At 72.6% G+C, this 19,141-nt stretch carries 14 protein-coding genes; 5 read left to right on the forward strand and 9 right to left on the reverse strand.

The window, feature by feature from the left end:
- Positions 1 to 3: 3 nt before the first annotated feature.
- The 6 genes from ACIODU_RS10295 to ACIODU_RS10320 all read right to left on the reverse strand — a co-directional run bounded on the left by ACIODU_RS10295 (position 4) and on the right by ACIODU_RS10320 (position 9,914).
- A complete protein-coding gene (locus ACIODU_RS10295) occupies positions 4 to 3,096 on the reverse strand; it encodes an alpha-mannosidase (protein ID WP_401766097.1) in 3,093 nt (1,030 codons plus the stop codon).
- Between the two features lie 149 nt (positions 3,097 to 3,245).
- Positions 3,246 to 5,366, reverse strand: coding sequence for an endo-beta-N-acetylglucosaminidase (locus ACIODU_RS10300; protein ID WP_401766100.1), 2,121 nt, complete (start codon positions 5,364 to 5,366; stop codon positions 3,246 to 3,248).
- A 79-nt stretch (positions 5,367 to 5,445) separates the two neighbouring features.
- Positions 5,446 to 6,717 carry a glycosyl hydrolase gene (locus tag ACIODU_RS10305; RefSeq protein ID WP_356421874.1) on the reverse strand — a complete coding sequence of 424 codons (1,272 nt, stop codon included), beginning with the start codon at positions 6,715 to 6,717 and terminating at the stop codon, positions 5,446 to 5,448.
- A gap of 72 nt (positions 6,718 to 6,789) precedes the next feature.
- Positions 6,790 to 7,683, reverse strand: a complete 894-nt coding sequence (locus ACIODU_RS10310) for a carbohydrate ABC transporter permease (RefSeq protein ID WP_401766103.1) — start codon at positions 7,681 to 7,683, stop codon at positions 6,790 to 6,792.
- Positions 7,680 to 8,612 carry a carbohydrate ABC transporter permease gene (locus ACIODU_RS10315; RefSeq protein WP_401766105.1) on the reverse strand — a complete coding sequence of 311 codons (933 nt, stop codon included), beginning with the start codon at positions 8,610 to 8,612 and terminating at the stop codon, positions 7,680 to 7,682. The genes ACIODU_RS10310 and ACIODU_RS10315 overlap by 4 nt, the downstream gene beginning before the upstream one ends.
- A gap of 12 nt (positions 8,613 to 8,624) precedes the next feature.
- Positions 8,625 to 9,914, reverse strand: coding sequence for an ABC transporter substrate-binding protein (locus ACIODU_RS10320; protein WP_401766108.1), 1,290 nt, complete (start codon positions 9,912 to 9,914; stop codon positions 8,625 to 8,627).
- Between the two features lie 406 nt (positions 9,915 to 10,320).
- Between ACIODU_RS10320 and ACIODU_RS10325 the strand changes: the two genes are divergently transcribed.
- From ACIODU_RS10325 to ACIODU_RS10345, 5 genes are all read left to right on the forward strand, one after another.
- Positions 10,321 to 11,337 carry a LacI family DNA-binding transcriptional regulator gene (locus tag ACIODU_RS10325; protein ID WP_401766735.1) on the forward strand — a complete coding sequence of 339 codons (1,017 nt, stop codon included), beginning with the start codon at positions 10,321 to 10,323 and terminating at the stop codon, positions 11,335 to 11,337.
- 88 nt (positions 11,338 to 11,425) lie between these two features.
- A complete protein-coding gene (locus ACIODU_RS10330) occupies positions 11,426 to 12,115 on the forward strand; it encodes a FadR/GntR family transcriptional regulator (protein WP_401766111.1) in 690 nt (229 codons plus the stop codon).
- Positions 12,112 to 12,903, forward strand: coding sequence for a creatininase family protein (locus tag ACIODU_RS10335; protein ID WP_401766114.1), 792 nt, complete (start codon positions 12,112 to 12,114; stop codon positions 12,901 to 12,903). The genes ACIODU_RS10330 and ACIODU_RS10335 overlap by 4 nt, the downstream gene beginning before the upstream one ends.
- A 295-nt stretch (positions 12,904 to 13,198) precedes the next feature.
- Entirely contained in the window at positions 13,199 to 14,215 is a 1,017-nt protein-coding gene (locus ACIODU_RS10340) for an alpha/beta hydrolase family esterase (protein ID WP_401766117.1), read from the forward strand.
- 99 nt (positions 14,216 to 14,314) lie between these two features.
- Positions 14,315 to 15,922 carry an AbgT family transporter gene (locus ACIODU_RS10345; RefSeq protein WP_401766120.1) on the forward strand — a complete coding sequence of 536 codons (1,608 nt, stop codon included), beginning with the start codon at positions 14,315 to 14,317 and terminating at the stop codon, positions 15,920 to 15,922.
- Between the two features lie 127 nt (positions 15,923 to 16,049).
- On the opposite strand, the gene ACIODU_RS10350 is transcribed toward ACIODU_RS10345, so the two are convergent.
- The 3 genes from ACIODU_RS10350 to ACIODU_RS10360 all read right to left on the reverse strand — a co-directional run bounded on the left by ACIODU_RS10350 (position 16,050) and on the right by ACIODU_RS10360 (position 19,101).
- On the reverse strand, positions 16,050 to 16,217 hold the full coding sequence (locus tag ACIODU_RS10350; protein WP_401766123.1) for a hypothetical protein: 168 nt from the start codon (positions 16,215 to 16,217) through the stop codon (positions 16,050 to 16,052).
- Positions 16,218 to 16,289: 72 nt separating this feature from the next.
- On the reverse strand, positions 16,290 to 16,676 hold the full coding sequence (locus tag ACIODU_RS10355; protein WP_401766126.1) for a hypothetical protein: 387 nt from the start codon (positions 16,674 to 16,676) through the stop codon (positions 16,290 to 16,292).
- Positions 16,677 to 16,890: 214 nt separating this feature from the next.
- Positions 16,891 to 19,101, reverse strand: coding sequence for an alkaline phosphatase family protein (locus ACIODU_RS10360; RefSeq protein WP_401766129.1), 2,211 nt, complete (start codon positions 19,099 to 19,101; stop codon positions 16,891 to 16,893).
- Positions 19,102 to 19,141: the final 40 nt, after the last annotated feature.

The following is a 19,141-nucleotide window of genomic DNA, read 5'->3' on the forward strand; positions in this document are numbered from 1 at the left end:
TTCTCAGACTCGCGTCAGCCGCAGGGTGACCAGTTCGAACGGGCGGAGGGACAGCCGTACGGCACCGTCCGTCACCTGGGGCCGCTCCACGTCCGCGAGCGGCCGCTCCAGCAGGTCCGTCACGGCGAGTCCGCCGATGTCGGCCCCGAGGGCGACCGTGACCCTGGCGCGGCCGCCGGTCGACTCGTAGAGCCGTACGACCAGGTCGCCGCTCTTGTCGTCGGCCAGCTTGACCGCGCTGACGACCACGGCATCGTTGTCGACGGCCACCAGCGGCGCCACCTCACCCGCGGTCCCCTCGACCAGGCGCTCCGGCAGGTTGATCCGGTAGCCCTCCCTCACCGCGTCGCCGATCGCCGCGCCCGGCGCGAGGGCGTGCCGGAAGCGGTGGACGCCCTGGTCGGTCTCGGGGTCCGGGAAGCGCGGGGCGCGCAGCAGCGAGACCCGTACGGTCGTGGTGGTGCCGCCGTCGGACGCGCGGACGGTACGGGTCACGTCGTGGCCGTACGTGGAGTCGTTGACGAGCGCGACCCCCCAGCCGGGCTCCTCCAGGTGGACGAAGCGGTGGTTGCAGGCCTCGAACTTGGCCGCTTCCCAGGAGGTGTTGGTGTGGGTGGCCCGGTAGACGTGGCCGAACTGCGTCTCGGAGGCGTACCGCTCGGCGTGCACGTCCAGCGGGAAGGCCGCCTTGAGGAACTTCTCCGTCTCATGCCAGTCGACCTCGGTGTCGATGTCGAGCCGCTTGGTGCCGGGCGCGAGGGTCAGCAGTTGGGTGACCCTGGACGTACCGAAGGAGCGGACGACCCGGACGACGGCCGCGCCCTCGTCGTTCGGGACGGCGGTGACCTCGTCCGCGTCCGTGAGGTCGGTGACGGTGTTGCGGTAGAACTCGTCGACGTCCCAGGCGTCCCACTGGTTGGGGAAGTCGGGGTGGATCTGGAGCAGGTTGGCCGCCTCGCCGGGGGCCACGGTCTCCCGTTCGGCGGCGATGTCGTACGCGGACACGACCAGGCCCCGGCCGTCGACCACGACCTCCAGCAGCCCGTTGCCGAGGACGAACCCGCCGTCCTCGCGGGGCGACAGCTCCGCCTGTCCCGCTCCCTGGGCCGGGCCCGCGGCACCGGCCGCGACGCCGTGGCGGGCGTGCGGCGCGGAGTTGAAGAGCAGGGCCGTCCCCCCGGAGGGGTCACCGGCCAGGGCGCGCTGCGCGGCGTCGATGATGCCGTTCAGCTCCGCGGCGACGGCGGCGTACGTCTTCTCGGCCTCGCGGTGCACCCAGGCGATGGAGGAGCCGGGCAGGATGTCGTGGAACTGGTGCAGGAGCACCGTCTTCCAGATCCGGTCGAGCGCGTCGTACGGATAGGAGTACGGAGAGGTCTCCGGGGAGGCGTCCGGCGCCCCGGCCGCGGACGCCCCGGCCGCCGACCCGGCCCGTACGGCGGCGGTGGCCGCCCACAGCTCGGCCTCCCGCAGGAGGTGTTCGCTGCGCCGGTTGCCCTGCTTGGTCTTGGCCTGGCTGGTGAGGGTCGCGCGGTGGAGTTCCAGGTACAGCTCACCGACCCACACGGGCGGATTCGGGTACTCCGCTTCGGCCTTCGCGAAGAACGCGCCCGGGGACTCCCACTCGACGGTGGCGGACCCCTCCAGGCTGCGCATCCGCGCGGCCTTGCCGATCATCTCGCGGGTCGTGCCACCGCCGCCGTCGCCCCAGCCGGTGGGGGCGAGGGAGTGCCGGGCGACGCCCTTCTCCTTGAAGTTGCGGGCCGCGTGCGCGATCTGCTCGCCCGTCATCGAGCAGTTGTAGGAGTCGACGGGCGGGAAGTGCGTGAAGATCCGGGTCCCGTCGATGCCCTCCCAGTCGAAGGTGTGGTGGGGGAACTTGTTGATCTTGCTCCACGAGATCTTCTGGGTGAGCAGCCACTTGGACCCGGCGGCCTTGATGATCTGCGGCAGCCCGGCGGCGAAGCCGAAGGTGTCGGGCAGCCACGCCTCGTCGTTCTCGATCCCGAACTCGTCGAGGAAGAACCGCTTGCCGTGCACGAACTGCCGGGCCATCGCCTCGGACCCGGGCATGTTCGTGTCGGACTCGACCCACATCCCGCCCGCGGGCACGAACCGGCCCTCCGCCACGGCCTTCTTGACCTTCGCGTAGACCTCGGGCCGGTGCTCCTTGATCCAGGCGAACTGCTGCGCCTGCGACATCGCGAAGACGAACTCGGGCTCGTCCTCCAGCAGCGCGGTCATGTTCGCCGTCGTGCGGGCGACCTTGCGGACCGTCTCGCGCAGCGGCCAGAGCCACGCGGAGTCGATGTGCGCGTGGCCGACGGCGCTGATGTGATGCGCGGTCGCCGGGGCCGGCGTGGCGAGCACGCCGGCCAGCCGCTCGCGCGCCGCCGCGGCCGTGCCGTTGACGTCCTGGAGGTCGACGGCGTCCAGGGCGCGGCCGACGGCGCGCAGGATCTCCCAGCGGCGGGCCCCCTCGACGGGCAGCTCGGCCATCAGCTCCCCCAGCACCTCCAGGTCCAGGACGAGCTGCCACACGTTCTCGTCGAAGACGGCGAGGTCCATGCGCGCGAGGCGGTACTGCGGCTCCGTGCCGGCCGTCTCCTTGTCGCCCAGGGTGGTCGGCACGAAGGGGACGTAGTCGAGGATGACCGGGTTGGAGGCCGCCTCGATGTGGAGCAGCACCTCTTCCCCGCCCGCCACGGGCGCGCCGATCCGCACCCACTGGTTGCGGGGGTTGAGGCCCTTCACCGGCGAGCCGTCGGGCCGGTAGACCAGGCCCTCGCACTGGAACCCGGGCATGTTCTCGTCGAAGCCGAGGTCGAGGATCGCCTCGACGGTCCGGCCCGCCCACCGCTCGGGGACGGTGCCGGACACCCGGAACCAGCTGGTGGCCCACGGAGCACCCCACCGGTCGCCGACGGCGGCCGGCCTCACCGGCCCCGCGAGTCCCTCCTCGACGGGTACGGGTTCACCCGGCGCGTCCCAGACGGCGACGTCCAGCGGGATCGATTCGGGATAGACGGCAGGACGGATGCGCTCGTCGAGGACGCGCTTGAGGCGTGCTTCGACGAGGCTGCGGTCGTCATGCATGAGGGGAGACTCCTGTAGGACGTGAGGGTGCGGGGTACGGACGTGCGGGTGCGGGGGGGCGGACGTATGGACACGAGGATGCGGTACGGGTGGCGGCTGCGGGCGTGAGTACGGTACGGGTGCGGACGGGGACGCGACAGGTCAGGGGCCTACCAGGGGCGTTCGGCCCCGGTGGCGGACGAGACCTGGTACGCCTCCGAAACACTACGCACCTCGAAACGGGCCACGCTCTCGCCCGGTTCCGCGCGGAGGGCCGGCACGTGGTAGGCCGTACCGGCGGTCCCGCCCAGGAAGCGCCGCGAGCCGTCGGGCAGCACGCGGTGGAGTTCGTACTGGCGCACCTCGCCCGGCGCCCGGTCCCAGACGAAGCGGAAGGCGCTGCCGGTGGTGTCGGGCGCGGTGGAGGTGATCCGCAGGGCGGCCGGGGCGGCGGGCACGATGGTCGCGTGGTGGATCGAGAGCGCGCCGAGCCGGAAGCGTACGGACGTGGCGCCCGTGCCCGCCGTGAGGCGTATCCCGAGCGCGTGGACCGTGCCGGAGGGCTGTCCGGCGAGCAGACCGGAGAGCCGCAGCGTGGCGGTGCTCCAGCCGGTGCCCGGCCGTAGCGTCCCGGCGGGCAGGTAGCTGTACGGGACGGGCGCGCCCGGCGTCGCGGGCTCGCGCGTGGCGACGGCCAGGTCCACGACCACGGGACCGGCGTCGGCGCGGTAGGTGAGGTCCACGACCGTGTCGGCGGTGAGGGGCAGCCGGGTGCTGTACAGGTCGACGGTGGCGGGCGCGGTGAGGGCGCCGTCCACCAGCAGGCTGCTGCCGCCGCGCCAGGCGTCGGCGAAGTCGAAGGTGACGGACGGGCGGACGCCGGTGGTGCGCACGACCCAGCGGCGGTTGGGCAGCCGGTCCTGGAGGCCGAGGTGGTTCCAGGCGGTGGTGGAGGTGACGGCGCCGTTGTCGTACCAGCGCAGGCCGTGGCCGGTGTTGAAGGTCGAGGCGAAGGGCAGGGCCCGTACGGTCGACCGGTCGGCGACGGACACGGCGGGCGCCCGCCAGCCGCCCGCGGTGTCGGGCGTCGACGGGTCGAGGGACTGGCCCGTCCAGAAGCGGTCGTCGGCGGCGTGGAACTGGCCCGGGGTGCGGCCGGCCGGGAGCTGGTTGCGGGTCCACTCGGGCCGGTAGAAGCCGAGGGAGACGACGTGCGGCTTGTCGAGGGGGACGATGGCGTTCCAGTTGACCGACTTGTTCCAGCCGCTCGCCTCGACGTCGACGCCCGCCCACAGTTCGTAGCGGTCGCGGCCGAGGTTCCCGGCGAGGGTGCCGGAGGAGGCGAGGGAGGCCGTACTCCAGCGGAAGTCCAGGAACATGGAGTCGCTGACCCTGCCGCTCGCGTCCTGGAAGAACGTCTGGTTGGCGGAGTTGAGGGCGCCCTGCCAGGAGACTCCGCCGCCGGTGGTCATCGAGTCGTACCAGGTGACCTTGAGGCCCCGGGCCTGGCTGAGCGCGCGCAGCCGCCGCAGGAAGCCGTTCATGTCGGTCGCGAGGGCCGCGTTCCCGCCGCCCGTCTCGGCGTTGACGAACCAGCCGTCGAAGCCGTACGCGACGGCCACCTCGACCAGCTTGTCGGCGAGCGGGTAGCCGCCCGCCGCGTCGCGCTGGACGAGGTCGCGGGTCCACTGGAGCTGACCGCCGTAGGCGGCGGGCGGCAGGAAGACGTTGCCGAGGACCGGGACGCCGTTGCGGTGCGCCGCGTCCACGACGGGCGCGTTGGGCGCGAGGATCAGGCCCTCGCCGGAGGAGCCGCCCCAGAAGACCAGTTCGTCGAGGTACTGCCAGTGGGCCAGCGCGTAGAAGTCGGCGGTGGCGGAGCCCTGGGAGGGGTTCTGGGCGGTGGGGCCGAAGGAGACGAGCGAGGAGATACGGGCCTGGCCGGCGCGGGCGGTGGTGTTCACGGCCACCGGGGTGAAGCGCGCGGCGAGGGGTACGGACGCCTGGTTGAAGGCGAGGTCCGGGTCGTCCTGGGCGCGCCAGGTCTTGAGCCCGCGCCAGGTGATGCCGGCACCGGGGGTCCCCGAGGGGAGGGAGTCCGGGTACCAGTAGGAGGCGTAGGGCGCGTTCGCGGCGGCGGCCGCCTCCGGGGCCGGTGCGGGGGCCGCGGCGGCGGCCGGGGCGCCGAGGCCGGTGGCGGCGGTGGCGGCCGTGGCCGCTGTGGCGGCGCCCGCGAGGACGACCGTGCGGCGGGTGGGGTGGGCGGGTCTCCGCGTCTCTGACGGGTTCACTTGGCTCTCCGTATCGTTGGGGGGCGATTCCGGTGCTGAGCTGAACTGGCCTGTGCGGTACGGCACGTGGGGGCGCCGTTCATCGGACGTCGTGCGGGCGGAGGACCTCGGTGATCCCTCGGGCCGCCAGATGCATCTTGTCCCCCGCGAGGCTCTCCAGAACCACCGCAGGCCTGTGACCTTCCTCCGTCAGCCGGGCGAAGGCCTCGAAGAACTCCCCGCCCGGCGCGCAGGTCGCGCGATGGGGCGAGGTCTCGTCGTCCCCGGTGTCGAGGGCGAGCGCGGTGGTGCGGACGGCGGGTGTGTGCTGCCGGCCGCGCCGTTCCCGTACGATCCGGGCGATCGTCTCCCCGGCGGGCTTGACCTTCCGGTCGTTGGTCAGCAGGCCGAGGCTGTATTCCAGTTCGGGGAAGTCGGCGAGGTCCCGCGACACGTCGTGGGAGCACCACCAGGTGACGCCCCAGACGTCCGGGCAGTCCAGGGCGTTGGCCACGGTCGCCTCGGTGAAGGCGGCGGCGTGTCCGGCGGGGATCAGCGGGGCCGGGGCGCCGACCTCCTGGAGCCAGACCGGCCGGTGCGGGTCGCGCGCCCAGGCCTTGGACAGCTCGATCAGGTACGCGGCGTGGTGCTCGGTGGCGCTGCCGGTACGGCCGTGGCGCTGGGCGGTGCCGTTGAACACCCAGGAGTGCACGGCGGTGACGGCGCCCAGCCGGGCCGCGTGGGCGGGGGTGAACGGGTGGCCGTCCACGTACCAGGCCGCGTCGTACTCCGCGTGCAGGTGGAGCTTGCCGGGGGCGCCCTCCTCGCAGGCGTCGAGCAGCCGGGTCAGCCAACTGCCCGCCTGGGCGGGGGTGATGGGGTCCGGGTCGGGGTGGGGGCGGCCGGAGAACTGGTTGATCTCGTTGCCGAGGGTCATGCCGATGAAGTTCGGCCGGTCGGCGAGCGCGGCGGCGAGCGTCCGCAGGTACGTGGCCTGACCGGCGACCACGTCGGGATCGGTGAAGAGGTTGCGCCGGTGCCAGGTCTGCGTCCAGGCGGGCAGGAAGTCGAAGCTCGACAGATGGCCCTGGAGGCCGTCCACGTTGACGTCGAGGCCGCGTTCGGCGGCGGCGTCGGCGAGCTGGACGAGCTGCTCGACGGCGCGGGGCCTGATCAGGGTGCGGTTGGGCTGGAAGAGCGGCCACAGCGGGAAGACCCGGACGTGGTCGAGGCCGAGTCCCGCGATGGAGTCCAGATCGGCCCGTACGGCGTCGAGGTCGAAGTCCAGCCAGTGGTGGAACCACCCCTGGCTGGGCGTGTAGTTGGCGCCGAAGCGCGGCACGGAAGGGCTCTGGCCGGCGGAAGGGCTCATACGGCAGACGGTTCCTGGTTCTCGGTCGGTGTTGGTCGGCGGGGGGGATGGCTCGGGGTACGTACGGCCGGCTCAGCCCTTGACGGCACCTTCGCCGACACCCCGGAAGAAGTACCGCTGGAGACAGGCGAACAGCGCGATCAGCGGGGCCACGGCGATGATCGTGCCCGCCGCCACGAGCCGTTCGTCGTTGGCGAACGTGCCGTGGAGGTAGTTCAGCCCGATGGTGAGGGTGAACCGGTCCGGGTCGCTCAGCACGATCAGCGGCCAGAGGAAGTCGTCCCAGGCGCCCATGAAGGCGAAGATCGCGACCACGGCGAGAGTGCCCTTGACGGAGGGCAGGGCGATCCTGAGGAACCGCTGCCAGACGTTGGCCCCGTCCACGAAGGCCGCTTCCTCCACCTCCAGGGGGAGGTTGAGGAACGCGTTGCGCATCAGCAGCACGTTGATCGCGCTGATGGAGCCCGGCAGGAGCACCCCGATCAGGGTGTTGTTCAGGCCCAGCTCGCGCATGGTGGTGAACTGGGCGATGATCAGGCCCTCGACGGGGACGAGCATGGCCAGGATGAACGCCAGCGTCGCGGCCCGCCGCCCCCGGTAGCGCATCCGGGCCAGCGCGTAGCCGGCCAGCGCCGCGCCGACGCAGTTGGTGACCACGTTGGCGGCGGCGACCTTGAGCGAGTTGAACGCGTAGTCCCACACCGGGATGGTGTCGGCGACCCGGCCGTAGTTGTGGAGGGTCGGATCGCCCGGGAGGAACGACGGCGGGGAGCTGAAGATGTCCTCGTGCGGGCCCTTGAGCGAGGTGGACAGCTGCCAGAGGAACGGGCCCACCGTCAGGGCCAGTACGGCGATCAGCAGGACGTACCGCAGGACGAGCTGCCAGGGCGCGACCCGCCGCCCGTCGGCGTCGGTGACCCGCGGGCCCCGTCGTCCGTTCGTTTCGGTGGCTCTCGGCACGCTCACGCGTCCTCCTTGCGATCGGCGCGGAGCACCAGCAGCATCAGGGCGACCACCACGACGAAGACGACGACGGAGAGGGCGGAGGCGTACCCGACCCGCCCGCTCAGTCCGGTGCCGACGCGCTGCACGAGCATCACGAGAGTGGTGTCCTCCCCGGCGGGGCCGCCGTTGGGGCCCGCCATCAGGTAGACCTCGGAGAACACCTTGAAGGCGGCGACCGAGGAGAGGGCCGCGACGAGGACCATGGTGGAGCGGACCGCGGGGACGGTGACGGTGACGAACCGCCGTACGGCACCCGCCCCGTCCACGGCCGCCGCCTCGTGCAGTTCACGGGGTACGTTGGCCAGCGCGGCCAGGTAGATGATCATGTAGTAGCCGAGGCCCTTCCAGACCGTCACGGCCATGGAGCTGACCAGCAGCAACCACTGGTCGCTGAGGAAGCCCACCGTGCCGACCCCGACGGTCTCCAGCAGCGCGTTGATCAGGCCCCGGTCGTCCAGCATCCACACCCAGATCAGCCCGACCACGACGATCGAGGCGACCACCGGGGTGTAGAAGGCGGCGCGGAAGAAGGCGATGCCGGGGATGTGCCGCTGGACCAGCAGGGCCAGCAGCAGCGGCAGGATCACCAGCGCCGGGACCACGCCGAGGACGTAGAGCGCGCTGTTGCGCAGACCGATCCAGAACATGTCGTCGTCGAGCAGCTCGCGGTAGTTGGCGAGCCCGACGAAGTGTCCCGGCAGCAGCGTCCGCCGGTCCGTGAAGGAGTTGACCACGGTGCTGACGAACGGGTAGAGGCTGAACACACCGACGATCAGCAGGCCGGGCGCGGCGAACAGCCAGGGGCTGTGCGCCAGATGGCGCCGGATGCCCCGGGCAGCCGTGGGGGCGGCGCGGGCCGCCGTGGCGGGGGCGGGGTGGGTGGTGGTCATGGTCCGCTCGGCTCAGCTCTGCTGGAGCAGGCGGTCGCACGCCTTGACAGCGTTGTCGAGTGCTTCCTTGGGGCTCTGCTTGCCCTGGAGCGCCTTGGCCACCTCGTTGCCCAGCTCGGTCTTCATCTGGTCGCTGAACTGGACCGGGGTGTAATTGACCGCGTTCTTGAGGGACTTGGCGGCGGCTATCCGAACCCGCGTCTCGTCGGTGCCGTCCTCCTTCGTGAAGTACGGGTCGTCCAGGGAGCCGGCGGTGCTCGGGAAGATGGCGACCTGCTTGGCGAACGCCATCTGGCGGGTCGCGTCGGTCACGAAGTGGCCGAACGCCACCGCCGCGGGCTTCCGCTTGCTCTGGGAGTTGACCATCACCCCCATGACGTACATGTTCACCTTGCCGGTGCTGGTGATCTGGTCGGTGATCCCGATGTTCTTGTAGAGGTTCGGCGCCTGCTTCTTGAAGTTGCCGAGGTCCAGGGCACTTCCGGGGTTCATCGCCACCGACTCGGTGAGGAACTTGTGCCCCGCCGACTCGGGGGTGGCGGTGAGTGCCTGGGGGTCGAGCGCCTTGGCGTCGTACAACTCCTTGTAGCGGGTGAGCAGTTCCACGCCCTTGGCGTCGTTGAAGGCGAAGCCCGTACCGGCCTTGTTCGTCAACTGGGCGCCGTAGCGGCCGAAGTCCTCGATGGTGGGCACGTTCGCGAGGGTCGCGATCTTTCCGCCGCTCTTCCTGGCGATCTGGAGCCCGGCGTCGAAGACCTCGTCGTACGTGGTCGGCGGCTTCTCGGGGTCGAGGCCCGCTTCCTTGAAGAGGCGCTTGTTGTAGAACAGCGGCCCGGTGTTCAGGTACCAGGGGAAGGCGTACGTCCCTTCCACGCCCGGCACTTGATCGCCCGCCCAGGCGCCCGGCAGGTACTCCTTGCGGTACTGCGCCGCGGACTTGTCGAGGTCCAGCGCGAGTCCGGCCTTCACCAGCGGGGCCAGCAGGTCCGGCGAGACGTTGACGACGTCGGGGAGGGTGCCGCCGGCGGCGTCGGCGCTGATCTTGTCGGCGTAGCCGTCGGCCGGCCGGTCGACCCACTTCACCTCCGTGCCCGGGTACTTCTTCTCGAAGTCGGCGATGACCCCGTTGAAGTAGTCCTTGAAGTTGGCCTGGAGGTTCCAGGTCTGGAAGGTGATCTTCCCTTCGATCTTGCCGGAGGCGTCCGGGGACGAGCCCGCGTCGGACCCTCCTCCGCACGCGCTGAGGGGCAGGACGGTGGCGAGGACAACGGCGGCTGCGACGGTTCCGCGGGGGATACGCACGGTGAACGGCTCCTTTGCTCGGACCAGGCGTGCGCGGGCGGACCGGAGCTGAGGACACCCGGGCCGCCCGCGCCTCGCAGACATTGCAATGCGCCGGGAGGAAAGTCAACAGATCGGTCGCGGATAAGTCGCCGGGAAGCCGGGACGAGATCAATAGCCACGGCATAACAGCAGCTCAGCGCGTTGTCACGGCAAGATCACGAGGGATGACTAATGCGCTTTAGCTTCTTCAGCTCAAGCGCATTAGTGCGCCGGGCGACTTCGCTCACCCAGGGCGGCGGGAAGACATACGATGCCCCCGTCGGACATCGGGCGGAACGCGGGATCGGGGCATAGGGTGGCAGCGAAGGGGACGTCGTCCGGAGGGACCCCGCCGGCCAGGCGCACCCCCGCCCGCCGCGCGACCATGAAGGACATCGCCCAGCGCGCCGGGGTGTCGGAGAGCGCCGTGTCCTTCGCCCTCAACGACCGGCCCGGGGTCTCGGAGGTCACCCGCGACCGGGTCAGGCGGGTCGCCGAACAGCTGGGCTGGCGGCCCAGCACCGCCGCCCGCGCGCTGTCCGGCGAGGGCTCGGCGACGGTCGGCCTGGTGCTGGCCCGGCCGGCCGCGACGCTCGGCGTGGACTCGTTCTTCCTCCAGCTGATCTCCGGCATCCAGGAAGTGCTGGCCCGGCGTCAACTCGGCCTGCTCTTCCAGGTGGTGGAGGACGTCGGCGCCGAGTGCGCGGTCTACCGGCGGTGGTGGGCGGAGCACCGGGTCGACGGAGTGCTGGTCGTGGACCCGAGGACCGACGACCCCCGGCCCGACCTGCTGGACGAACTGGGCCTGCCCGGCGTGGTCATCGGCGCGCTGCCCGGCAACGACGTGGGCCCGCACCCCGGCCTCTCGCAGGTACGGGCCGACGACACGGGCGCCATGGCGTCCATCGTCGGCCGGCTGCACGAGCTGGGCCACCGGCGGATCGTGCACATCGCCGGGCTGCCGTCCTTCGCCCACACCGAGCGCCGGATCGAGTCGCTGCGGATCGAGGCCGCCCGGCGCGGCCTCGCCGAGGTCCGCTCGCTCACCACGGACTACTCGGACACCGAGGGCGCCGCGGTGACCCGGCGCGTCCTGGCGGAGGGCACCCCGCCGACCGCGCTGATCTACGACAACGACGTGATGGCGGCGGCCGGGGCGGCGGTCACGGCCGGGCTCGGGCTCTCCGTGCCCCGCGACGTCTCGGTCGTCTCGTGGGAGGACTCGGCGCTGTGCCGCCTCGTCCACCCCTGGCTGACCGCCCTCTCCCGGGACACGATCGGCTTCGGCCGGATCGCCGCGGGGGAGCTGGCCGCGCTGCTCGACGGGGGCGCCGCCCGCTCCGTACAGGTGCCGCTCCCCCGGCTGATCGAGCGCGAGAGCACGGGAGAAGCACGCGGGTAGCGGGGGAAAGCACCGGGGGAAGCACGGGCCGAATCGATCCTGTCGCGACCATTGACACCCCGAGAGATCAAGTGATCTATTCACTTTCATGAGTCGCAGTGAGGTGTCACTGTCCGAGCATCTGGCGGACAGCATCGTTGAGATCATCCGAACCGAACGGCTGGTTCCGGGGGACGTCCTGGCGTCCTCCCGGGACCTGGCCCGACGGTTCGACGTCACCACGCCCACGGTCCGCGAGGCGTTGCGCAGACTTGAGGCCACCGGCGTGGTGGAGTTCCGGCACGGCTCGGGTACGTACGTGGGTCCCGGCAGCGAGCGGCGGCTCCTCGCCAACCCCCATCTCCCCCGCAGCAGCCGCGAGTCGGTCCTCGAACTGGTCGAGGCACGGCTCGTGCTGGAGCCCGCCGTGGCGGCCGCCGCGGCGCGGGTCCGGGAGGCCGGTGCGGTGGGGCGGCTGGAGGAGGCGGCGGTCAACGCGCTGCATCCGCCGGAGGATTCACCGGTCACCTCGACGCACTTCCACGTGGCGCTCGCCGCGGCCAGCGGCAACGCGCTGCTGCGGGAGGCCGTCGAGGCGTTGCTCCAGGTCAGGGCCATGGAGCAGGTCGAGATCCGGCACCGCTACAACGACCGTGCGCGGGACCACGCCGAGCACGTGGAGATCTTCGAGGCGGTACGGGACGGGGACGCGGACGCGGCCGAGCGGCTGACCCGGGACCACCTCGGGTCCATCCGCGCGGCGGTCCTCGCCGCCGACTTCCCGGGGGGCGAGCGATGAGCACCGACTCCCCGGCGGAGACCCGGCCGCCGCTGCGGCTGGCGGAGATGACCACCGTCGAGGCGGCCAGGGCCGTCACGGCGAGCCCGGTGGTGATCATCCCGGCGGGCGCGTTCGAACAGCACGGCCCCGGGATGCCGTTGGCCACCGACACGATCCGGGCCGAGGGGGTGGCCGAACGGGTGGCCGCCGGACTCGACGGGCGTGTGGTGATCGGCCCACCCCTGCCGGTCGGGGTGTCCCCGCACCACCTCGCCTTCGCCGGTACGGTCACCCTGACCACCACCACGCTGGCCACGGTGGTCCGTGAGTACGTGGAGAGCCTCCACCGGCACGGGTGGCGGAAGATCCTCGTGGTGACCGGTCACGGCGGCAACAACGCCACCCTGACCACGGTGGCGCAGGACCTGCTCACCACCCACCCCGACCTCCAGTTCGCCTGGACCCCGGTCACCCCGCTGGCCGCCGATGTCGTCTCGGAGATGGGCGTCAGCGAGGTGCACGGTCACAGCGGGGAGGCGGAGACCGCCCAAATGCTCCACCTCGCACCGCACTTGGTGCACCACGACCGGCTGGTCCCCGGTACGACGGCCACCGACCAGCTCGATCCGCTCCCCCGGCTGGCCCGGCACGGCAGCCATCCCGCGCTCGCCGTGCGGTACGACCGGCTCAGTGAGAACGGTGTGCTCGGCGACCCGCGGTGGGCGACCGCCGAGGACGGGCGGGCGGTCGTGGACGCGGTCGTCGCCCGGGTGACCGCCTTCGTCAAGGAGTGGCTGGACGTCTGATCCCGTAACAGCCACACGAGCCGCACCACCAGCACCACCAGCACCACCCGCACCACCGATGACGGCGTGTGCGGTGCCGCAGCCCCGGCCTGCCCGGAGCGCGGCCCGCACGCACCACCCCGCCCGCGATCGCCGGGCCCGTACATCCCAGTCACGCGTTTCCCTGTCACGCGCCCACGCGTCGTCCGTACGCCCGCGCGTCCCCGCCCCGCTCTGCCCGGGGCACCCCCAGCTCAGCACCCGGTACCCGTACCAGAGCCGTCCGCCGCCAGGCGTCCGGCAGAAGGAGCCTGCCATGAACAGCACCCTCCGGCCCAGAACCGCCCTCTCCCTCCGGCGGCTGGCCACCGCAGCGACCGGTCTCTTGCTGTGTGTCGCGGCGACCGCCACCACCGCGTCCGCGTCCGCCGCCCCCGCGTCGCAGCGGACGACGGGCAAGACGGCCTGCCGGCTGCCCGCGCCCCAGGCCGCCGGCACGAGCGAGGCCCACACGCTCACCAGCGGTGGCCGGGAGCGGTCGTACCGGCTGCACCTCCCCGCCGACTACGCGAAGAAGCGCGACTGGCCCGTCGTGCTGGCCTTCCACGGCCGGGGCAACACCGGCACCCTCACGGAGGAGTTCTCCCAGCTGTCGACCCTCCCGGCCGTCGTCGTCTACCCCGAGGGGGTGATCGGCACCGGCGACGGCGACCGGCAGGCCTGGCAGGGCGCGCCCTACGCGGCGGCCGGCGTCGACGACGTCGCGTTCACCGGCGACCTCATCGACCGGCTCGAAGCCACCCTCTGCGTCGACGAACGGCGGGTGTACGCCACCGGCAAGTCCAACGGCGCGGGCTTCGTCAGTACGCTCCTCGCCTGCCGGATGGCCGACCGCATCGCCGCCATCGCCCCCGTCGCCGCCGCCCTCTACCCGACGGGGGAGTCGTGCCGGCCGTCCCGCCCGGTGCCCATGATCGAGTTCCACGGCACCGGTGACGTGACCATCCCGTACGCGGGTGACGCCGACCGCGGCCTGCCCGCGATCGCCACCTGGGCGGCGGACTGGGCGAAGCGCAACGGCTGCCACACCCGGCCGCGGGTACGGACCACCGCACCCGACATCACCACGACCAGCTGGAACGGCTGCGACCGCGGGGCCGACGTGCGGCACGTCGCCGTGACGGACGGCGGGCACACCTGGCCGGGCGCCGACGTCTACAGCGGCGGCGGCTACACCACCCAGACCATCGAGGCGCGTGACGTCCTGTGGGCGTTCCTCCGGGACTTCCGCACGCCCCCGGCCCGCAGCCACGGCCACGGCCACGGCCACTGACCGCTCCGCCGGTCCGCTGCCCCCCCACGCCGCAGGTCCACCCCTCCCCCTCGCCGATCCCGTCCCCTACTCTCGCATCCGAGCAAGGAGCCGCTCCCCATGACCACACCGACCCCGCCCGCACCCCCCGGCAGAACGTCTCCGCCACCCGGCGGCCCCGCGGACCCGAGCGGTCCCGGCGTCGCCGAGGGGGCCCGGCTGCCGCGCATCGTCCGCGCGATGGCCGTCATCGAACGCGCGGGCAACGCGCTGCCGCACCCGTTCTGGCTGTTCTGGATCCTCTCCGGCGTGCTCGCCGTCGTGAGCGCCTTCCTGGCCGCCGCCGACGTCTCCGTGGTCTCCCCGAGCGACCACAAGACCGTCGTCGTGCAGAACCTGCTCAGCGGTGACGGCCTGGCCATGGCCGTCTCCACCATGATCGAGAACTTCGCCACGTTCCCGCCGATGGCCACGATCGTCGTGGTGATCATGGGCGTCGCGGTGGCCGAGAGGACCGGCTTCCTCGCCGCGCTGATGCGGGTCAGCGTCTCGCGGGTGCCCGCCTCCTGGGTCGTGTTCGCCGTCGCCTTCGCCGGCACGGTGGCGCACGTCGCCTCCGCCGCCGCGTACATCATCCTCGTCCCCCTGGGCGGGCTGGCCTTCCGGGCCGTCGGGCGCTCCCCGATCCTCGGCATCGTCGTCGCCTACACGGCGATCGCGTCCGGGTACGACGCGAGTCCGGTGCCCACCCCCAACGACGCGATCTTCGCGGGCATCACCACGGCCGCCGCGAAGATCGTCGGCGGGGACGACGCGTACGTCTCGCCGCTCAGCAACTGGTTCTTCAACATCGCCTCGTCGGTGCTGCTCGCGATCGTCATCACCCTGGTGGTGCGGTTCGTGCTGAGCAAGCGGCCGGACCTCGACGCCGACCCGGACGCCGACCTGGAGGACCTGGGCGCGCTCACCCTCAGCCCCAAGGAGCGGTCCGCGCTGCGCGCCGCCGTGCTGACGCTGGTCGCCACGCTGGTCGTGCTCGTCGCGGTGATGGTCCCGGCGTCGTCCCCGCTGCGGGGCGAGGGCGGCAGCATCGTCGAGTCGCCGTTCCTGGACGGCATCGCGGCGGTGGTCGCGTTCGTCTTCGGCCTGGTGGGGATCGTGTACGGGTACCGCTCGGGGTCGATCACCTCGGCCGGTGACGTACCGAAGCTGATGGGCCAGGGCATCAAGCAGATGGCGCCGGTGCTGGTGCTGTTCTTCGCGATCGCCCAGTTCCTGGCGTACTTCGACTGGACCCGGATCGGCGACGTGCTCGCCGTCCGGGCGGCGGAGGCGCTGGAGCGCAGCGGGATGCCGATCGTGCTGGTATTCCTGCTGATCCTGTTGCTGCTGACGCTGGTCAACGTGATGGTGACGAGCGGGTCCGCGATGTGGGCGCTGGCCGCGCCCGTCCTGGTGCCGATGCTGATGCTGGTCAGTGTTCCCGCCGAGACGACGCAGGCGCTGTTCCGGATCGCGGACTCCGGGTCGACCGCGATCACGCCCATGAGTCCGTACTTCCTGATGGCTCTCGGCTTCCTCCAGCGCTATCGCAAGAACGCGGGCATCGGCACGCTCGCGTCGTACACGCTGCCGCTGGCGGTGGCGATGACGGTGGCGTGGACCGCGCTGTTCCTGATCTGGTGGGCGGTCGGCATTCCGCTCGGGCCGGGGGCGCCGGTGCGCTGAGGGGTCCGACGGGGACCCGGTGTGGTCCCACGGGGTGGCGGACCGGGCACGTACGGGAGGTACGTGCCCGGTCCAGCGACGCCGCGGGCGCCCTGTGCCGGACGCCGCGAAGAGGTCGCGGACAGCCCTAGCGGGGTGTGCCGCTCTCGGTGCGCTGTCCGTCCGACGCGTGGTCGGCCGCCGCGCCGGCGTCGGGTTCGGCCGTGGGCGGGCGGCGGCGGATCGTGGGTTCGTCGGCGCGGGCGGCCTCGGCGCGCAGCAGGGCGTTCAGGGCGGCGAAGGGGTCGATGGGCATGGCTGTGTCCTCACGGTGGGGGGCGGTGCTGGTCAACTGCTCGGGTGGGACGGGCACATGGGTGCCCCCCTGTCAGCAGCGCAGCACGGCCCCCGAGGCGGCCGGAGGCACGCGCGAGGGTTCCTGAGGGGTGAACGGCCGGGTGTACGAGGCCGGTCGCGGCCCGAGCCGTCCTGTTCCGGTCCGTGGTACGGCGGGTGCGCCACCGGCCCGTACGGCAGCGCGGCCGACGGCGGTCCGTTCGCTCTCGGCGGGGTCCTGCTGTCCCTCGCCCGCCGGTTCGGGCGCGGCGGAGGCGGGGGGCCTGGGTTCTGCGGCGGCGGCCGGATCGTGCCCGGTGTCCAGCGACATGCCCACGAGCGCGACCAGGACCAGCAGCGCGGTCAGGGCGATCCGGCGCGCGCGAGCGGCGCGGGTCGCCGCGAGGGGGCGGCGGGTGACGGGCGCGATACGGCACATGGCGGAACCTCCTGGACACGCGACCTCTGCCCGTCAGCGCCCCCGATCCGCTCTCCGCCGCCCCGGATTCCCCCGTACGCCAGCGGAAACCCCCTGGACGAGCGACACGCCCCACCCTCGTTCGAACCCCGCCGCCCCAGGACGAACGCGCACCGCGACACACGCGCACCGCGACGAACGCCCGCCGCCACGAACGCCCCGCCGCCCAGCGGCGTCAGCCGCTCTGCTGCCACGCCGCCTCCGCGTCCACCTCCGCGTCCGCCTCCGCCGGGCTGGTCTGCCGTGGCACGTCCGCCTCCGCCGGCCCACCGGCGGCCGCCAGGCCCACCGGTACCTCCGGGCCGTTGCCCTCGCGCAGCCACCGGCGCAGCACCTGGTGCACCTGCTCCGCGCCGACCAGTTCCGCCGGGGGCCCGGACGCCGCGTCCGGGGACCCCGGGGTGTGCGGGACCGGCGGGGACAGGACCAGCGGGGACAGCAGGAAGGCGTACGACTGCTGGCCGCCGAGGCCGCCGTGGGAGCCGATCTGTTCCTCGAAGGCGTGCACCCGACCCGTCCGCGGATCGAACGTCGAGTTGACCATGATGTCCGCGACGTGCGGGAACGTGTCGGTGCGCCGTACGGCGTCCGCCGCGCCGGCCCCCATCACCGCGAGCGGCCCCTCCCCGTCGCGGAGTTCGGCGACCGGGACCTCCACCCCACCCCGGGCGAGCACCACCGAGCCGTGCGCCTCGCTGCGTACCAGCAGGAAGCCGATCCCCGGATGGTCGGCCAGCGTCGGCAGGAGCGCGGGATGGCGCGCGTCCATCTGCTCGCGGCTCATCCGGCCCGGTACGTCGGGGAAGGAGACCAGCGCGAGGTTGCCGGACGCGAGCACCACCGGGTCCGAGCCCTGCGCCGGCTCGTCCTCCGCGCCCTCCCGCACCGGCCGGTGCAGTGCGTGGCGCACCGCGTGCCGGGCCGCCGAGCGGGCCTCCGCGCCGCTCCTCGACCGCTCGGCCCGGCGGGACACGGGCAGCCCGCACCCCGCCCTGACCAGGTCCTTGAGGGTGAGCCCGTACAGGCTCTCGAAGGTCTCGCCGGGGCTCTGCCCGTGGTCGGAGAGCAGCACGATCCGGTAGGCGCGCGGCGCGTGGTCCGCGACCTTGACCAGCAGCCCGACCGAGCGGTCCAGGCGGGTGAGGACCTGCCGCGCGTCCCGGCTGTGCGGCCCGGAGTGGTGCGCCACCTCGTCGTACGCGACGAGATCCGCGTACACCGCCGTGCGTCCCGCCAGCATGTCGCCGATGACCGCCGCGACGACCACGTCCCGTCCGAGGACCGTCGCGAACGCCCGGATGAACGGGTACAGGCCGCCCCGGCTCACCCGCGGCCGGTCGCCCCGGGCCCGCGCGCGGAGCGACTGCCCCATCTCGCGGGCGACTTCCGCCGCGAAGGAGACGACCGTACGGACGGCGTTGGCGGGGTCGCTGAAGTACGCGAAGTACCCGGCGCGGGAACGGTTCGCCCTGCCCCGCCGGGCCGCGATGGAGAGGACGAAGGCGAGTTCGTCGGCGCCGCCGCTGAAGAGGTTGCCCCGGCTGGCGCCGTCGAGGGTGAGCAGCCCGCCGTCGCCGGTGCGTTCGATGGCGCGGCGCTGGAGTTCGGCGGCGCTCGCGGGGCGGTTGCTGACCATCGTCCTGCCGCTGTCCTTCTCGTACCACCGGAAGGCGGGAACATCGTGGTTTGACCCGTGCAGGATGCCGAGTTGGCTGGCGCCCGTCTGGCTGGACCAGTCGGTGCGCCAGCGGGTGAGCCGGTGGGTGGGCTCCCCTTGGAGCCACGCGGCGATGTTCGGCATCACGCCGTTCGCGAGGGCGTCCAGCAGCACTTGGTGTCCCACCCCGTCGAGTTGGAGGAAGACCGTGCCGGGCGGCCCGCCCTGCCCGCCGTCCTCGCCGCTCCTGCGCCGCCGCCGGTCGGCCAGGCGCGAGAGCCGGCGCCGGTACGCGTCGTCGTCGCCGACCGCCAGCCCGGTGGAGGTCGCGGACGCGACGGCGGACATCACGGCGGCGACCACCACCGCCGTCTCGGGGTTGGCGGCGCCCCGGCCGTCGGGGATGAGCCACAGGGCGATGAGCAGCAGCGAGCCGTTGAGGAAGAACACGAGCGCGCCGAGGATCAGCGCGGGCACGAGCAGCAGGGCCCGTACGAGCAAGGGCCAGACCAGCGCGCTGAGCAGGCCGAACGCGCCCGCGCCCCAGCCCGCCGTGACGGCCGTCCTGGTGATGGTGTCCCCGTCGTCCGACTGGAGCTGGAAGTCGGGCAGGATGCCGGCGAGCGCCAGCAGCGTCAGGCTGGACACCAGCCACACGATGATCACCCGGAGTACGGCCCCGCCTGTCGTACGCCATCGCCCGCGCAGCACGTTCGTTCTCCACCCCATGGTCCGGGCCCGTATCCGCTCACGGGCTCGGCCCCAGCGT

Origin of the sequence: Streptomyces sp. NPDC088261 (assembly GCF_044740805.1) — a bacterium.
Taxonomy (GTDB): domain Bacteria; phylum Actinomycetota; class Actinomycetes; order Streptomycetales; family Streptomycetaceae; genus Streptomyces.

What these genes read in the sequence shown, in the direction of transcription:
- ACIODU_RS10295 (WP_401766097.1), bottom strand. Translation starts at nt 3,096, where the DNA reads ATGCATGACGACCGCAGCCTCGTCGAAGCACGCCTCAAGCGCGTCCTC.
- ACIODU_RS10305 (WP_356421874.1), bottom strand. Translation starts at nt 6,717, where the DNA reads ATGAGCCCTTCCGCCGGCCAGAGCCCTTCCGTGCCGCGCTTCGGCGCC.
- ACIODU_RS10315 (WP_401766105.1), bottom strand. Translation starts at nt 8,612, where the DNA reads ATGACCACCACCCACCCCGCCCCCGCCACGGCGGCCCGCGCCGCCCCC.
- ACIODU_RS10325 (WP_401766735.1), top strand. Translation starts at nt 10,321, where the DNA reads ATGAAGGACATCGCCCAGCGCGCCGGGGTGTCGGAGAGCGCCGTGTCC.
- ACIODU_RS10330 (WP_401766111.1), top strand. Translation starts at nt 11,426, where the DNA reads ATGAGTCGCAGTGAGGTGTCACTGTCCGAGCATCTGGCGGACAGCATC.
- ACIODU_RS10335 (WP_401766114.1), top strand. Translation starts at nt 12,112, where the DNA reads ATGAGCACCGACTCCCCGGCGGAGACCCGGCCGCCGCTGCGGCTGGCG.
- ACIODU_RS10340 (WP_401766117.1), top strand. Translation starts at nt 13,199, where the DNA reads ATGAACAGCACCCTCCGGCCCAGAACCGCCCTCTCCCTCCGGCGGCTG.
- ACIODU_RS10345 (WP_401766120.1), top strand. Translation starts at nt 14,315, where the DNA reads ATGACCACACCGACCCCGCCCGCACCCCCCGGCAGAACGTCTCCGCCA.
- ACIODU_RS10350 (WP_401766123.1), bottom strand. Translation starts at nt 16,217, where the DNA reads ATGCCCATCGACCCCTTCGCCGCCCTGAACGCCCTGCTGCGCGCCGAG.
- ACIODU_RS10355 (WP_401766126.1), bottom strand. Translation starts at nt 16,676, where the DNA reads ATGTGCCGTATCGCGCCCGTCACCCGCCGCCCCCTCGCGGCGACCCGC.
- ACIODU_RS10360 (WP_401766129.1), bottom strand. Translation starts at nt 19,101, where the DNA reads ATGGGGTGGAGAACGAACGTGCTGCGCGGGCGATGGCGTACGACAGGC.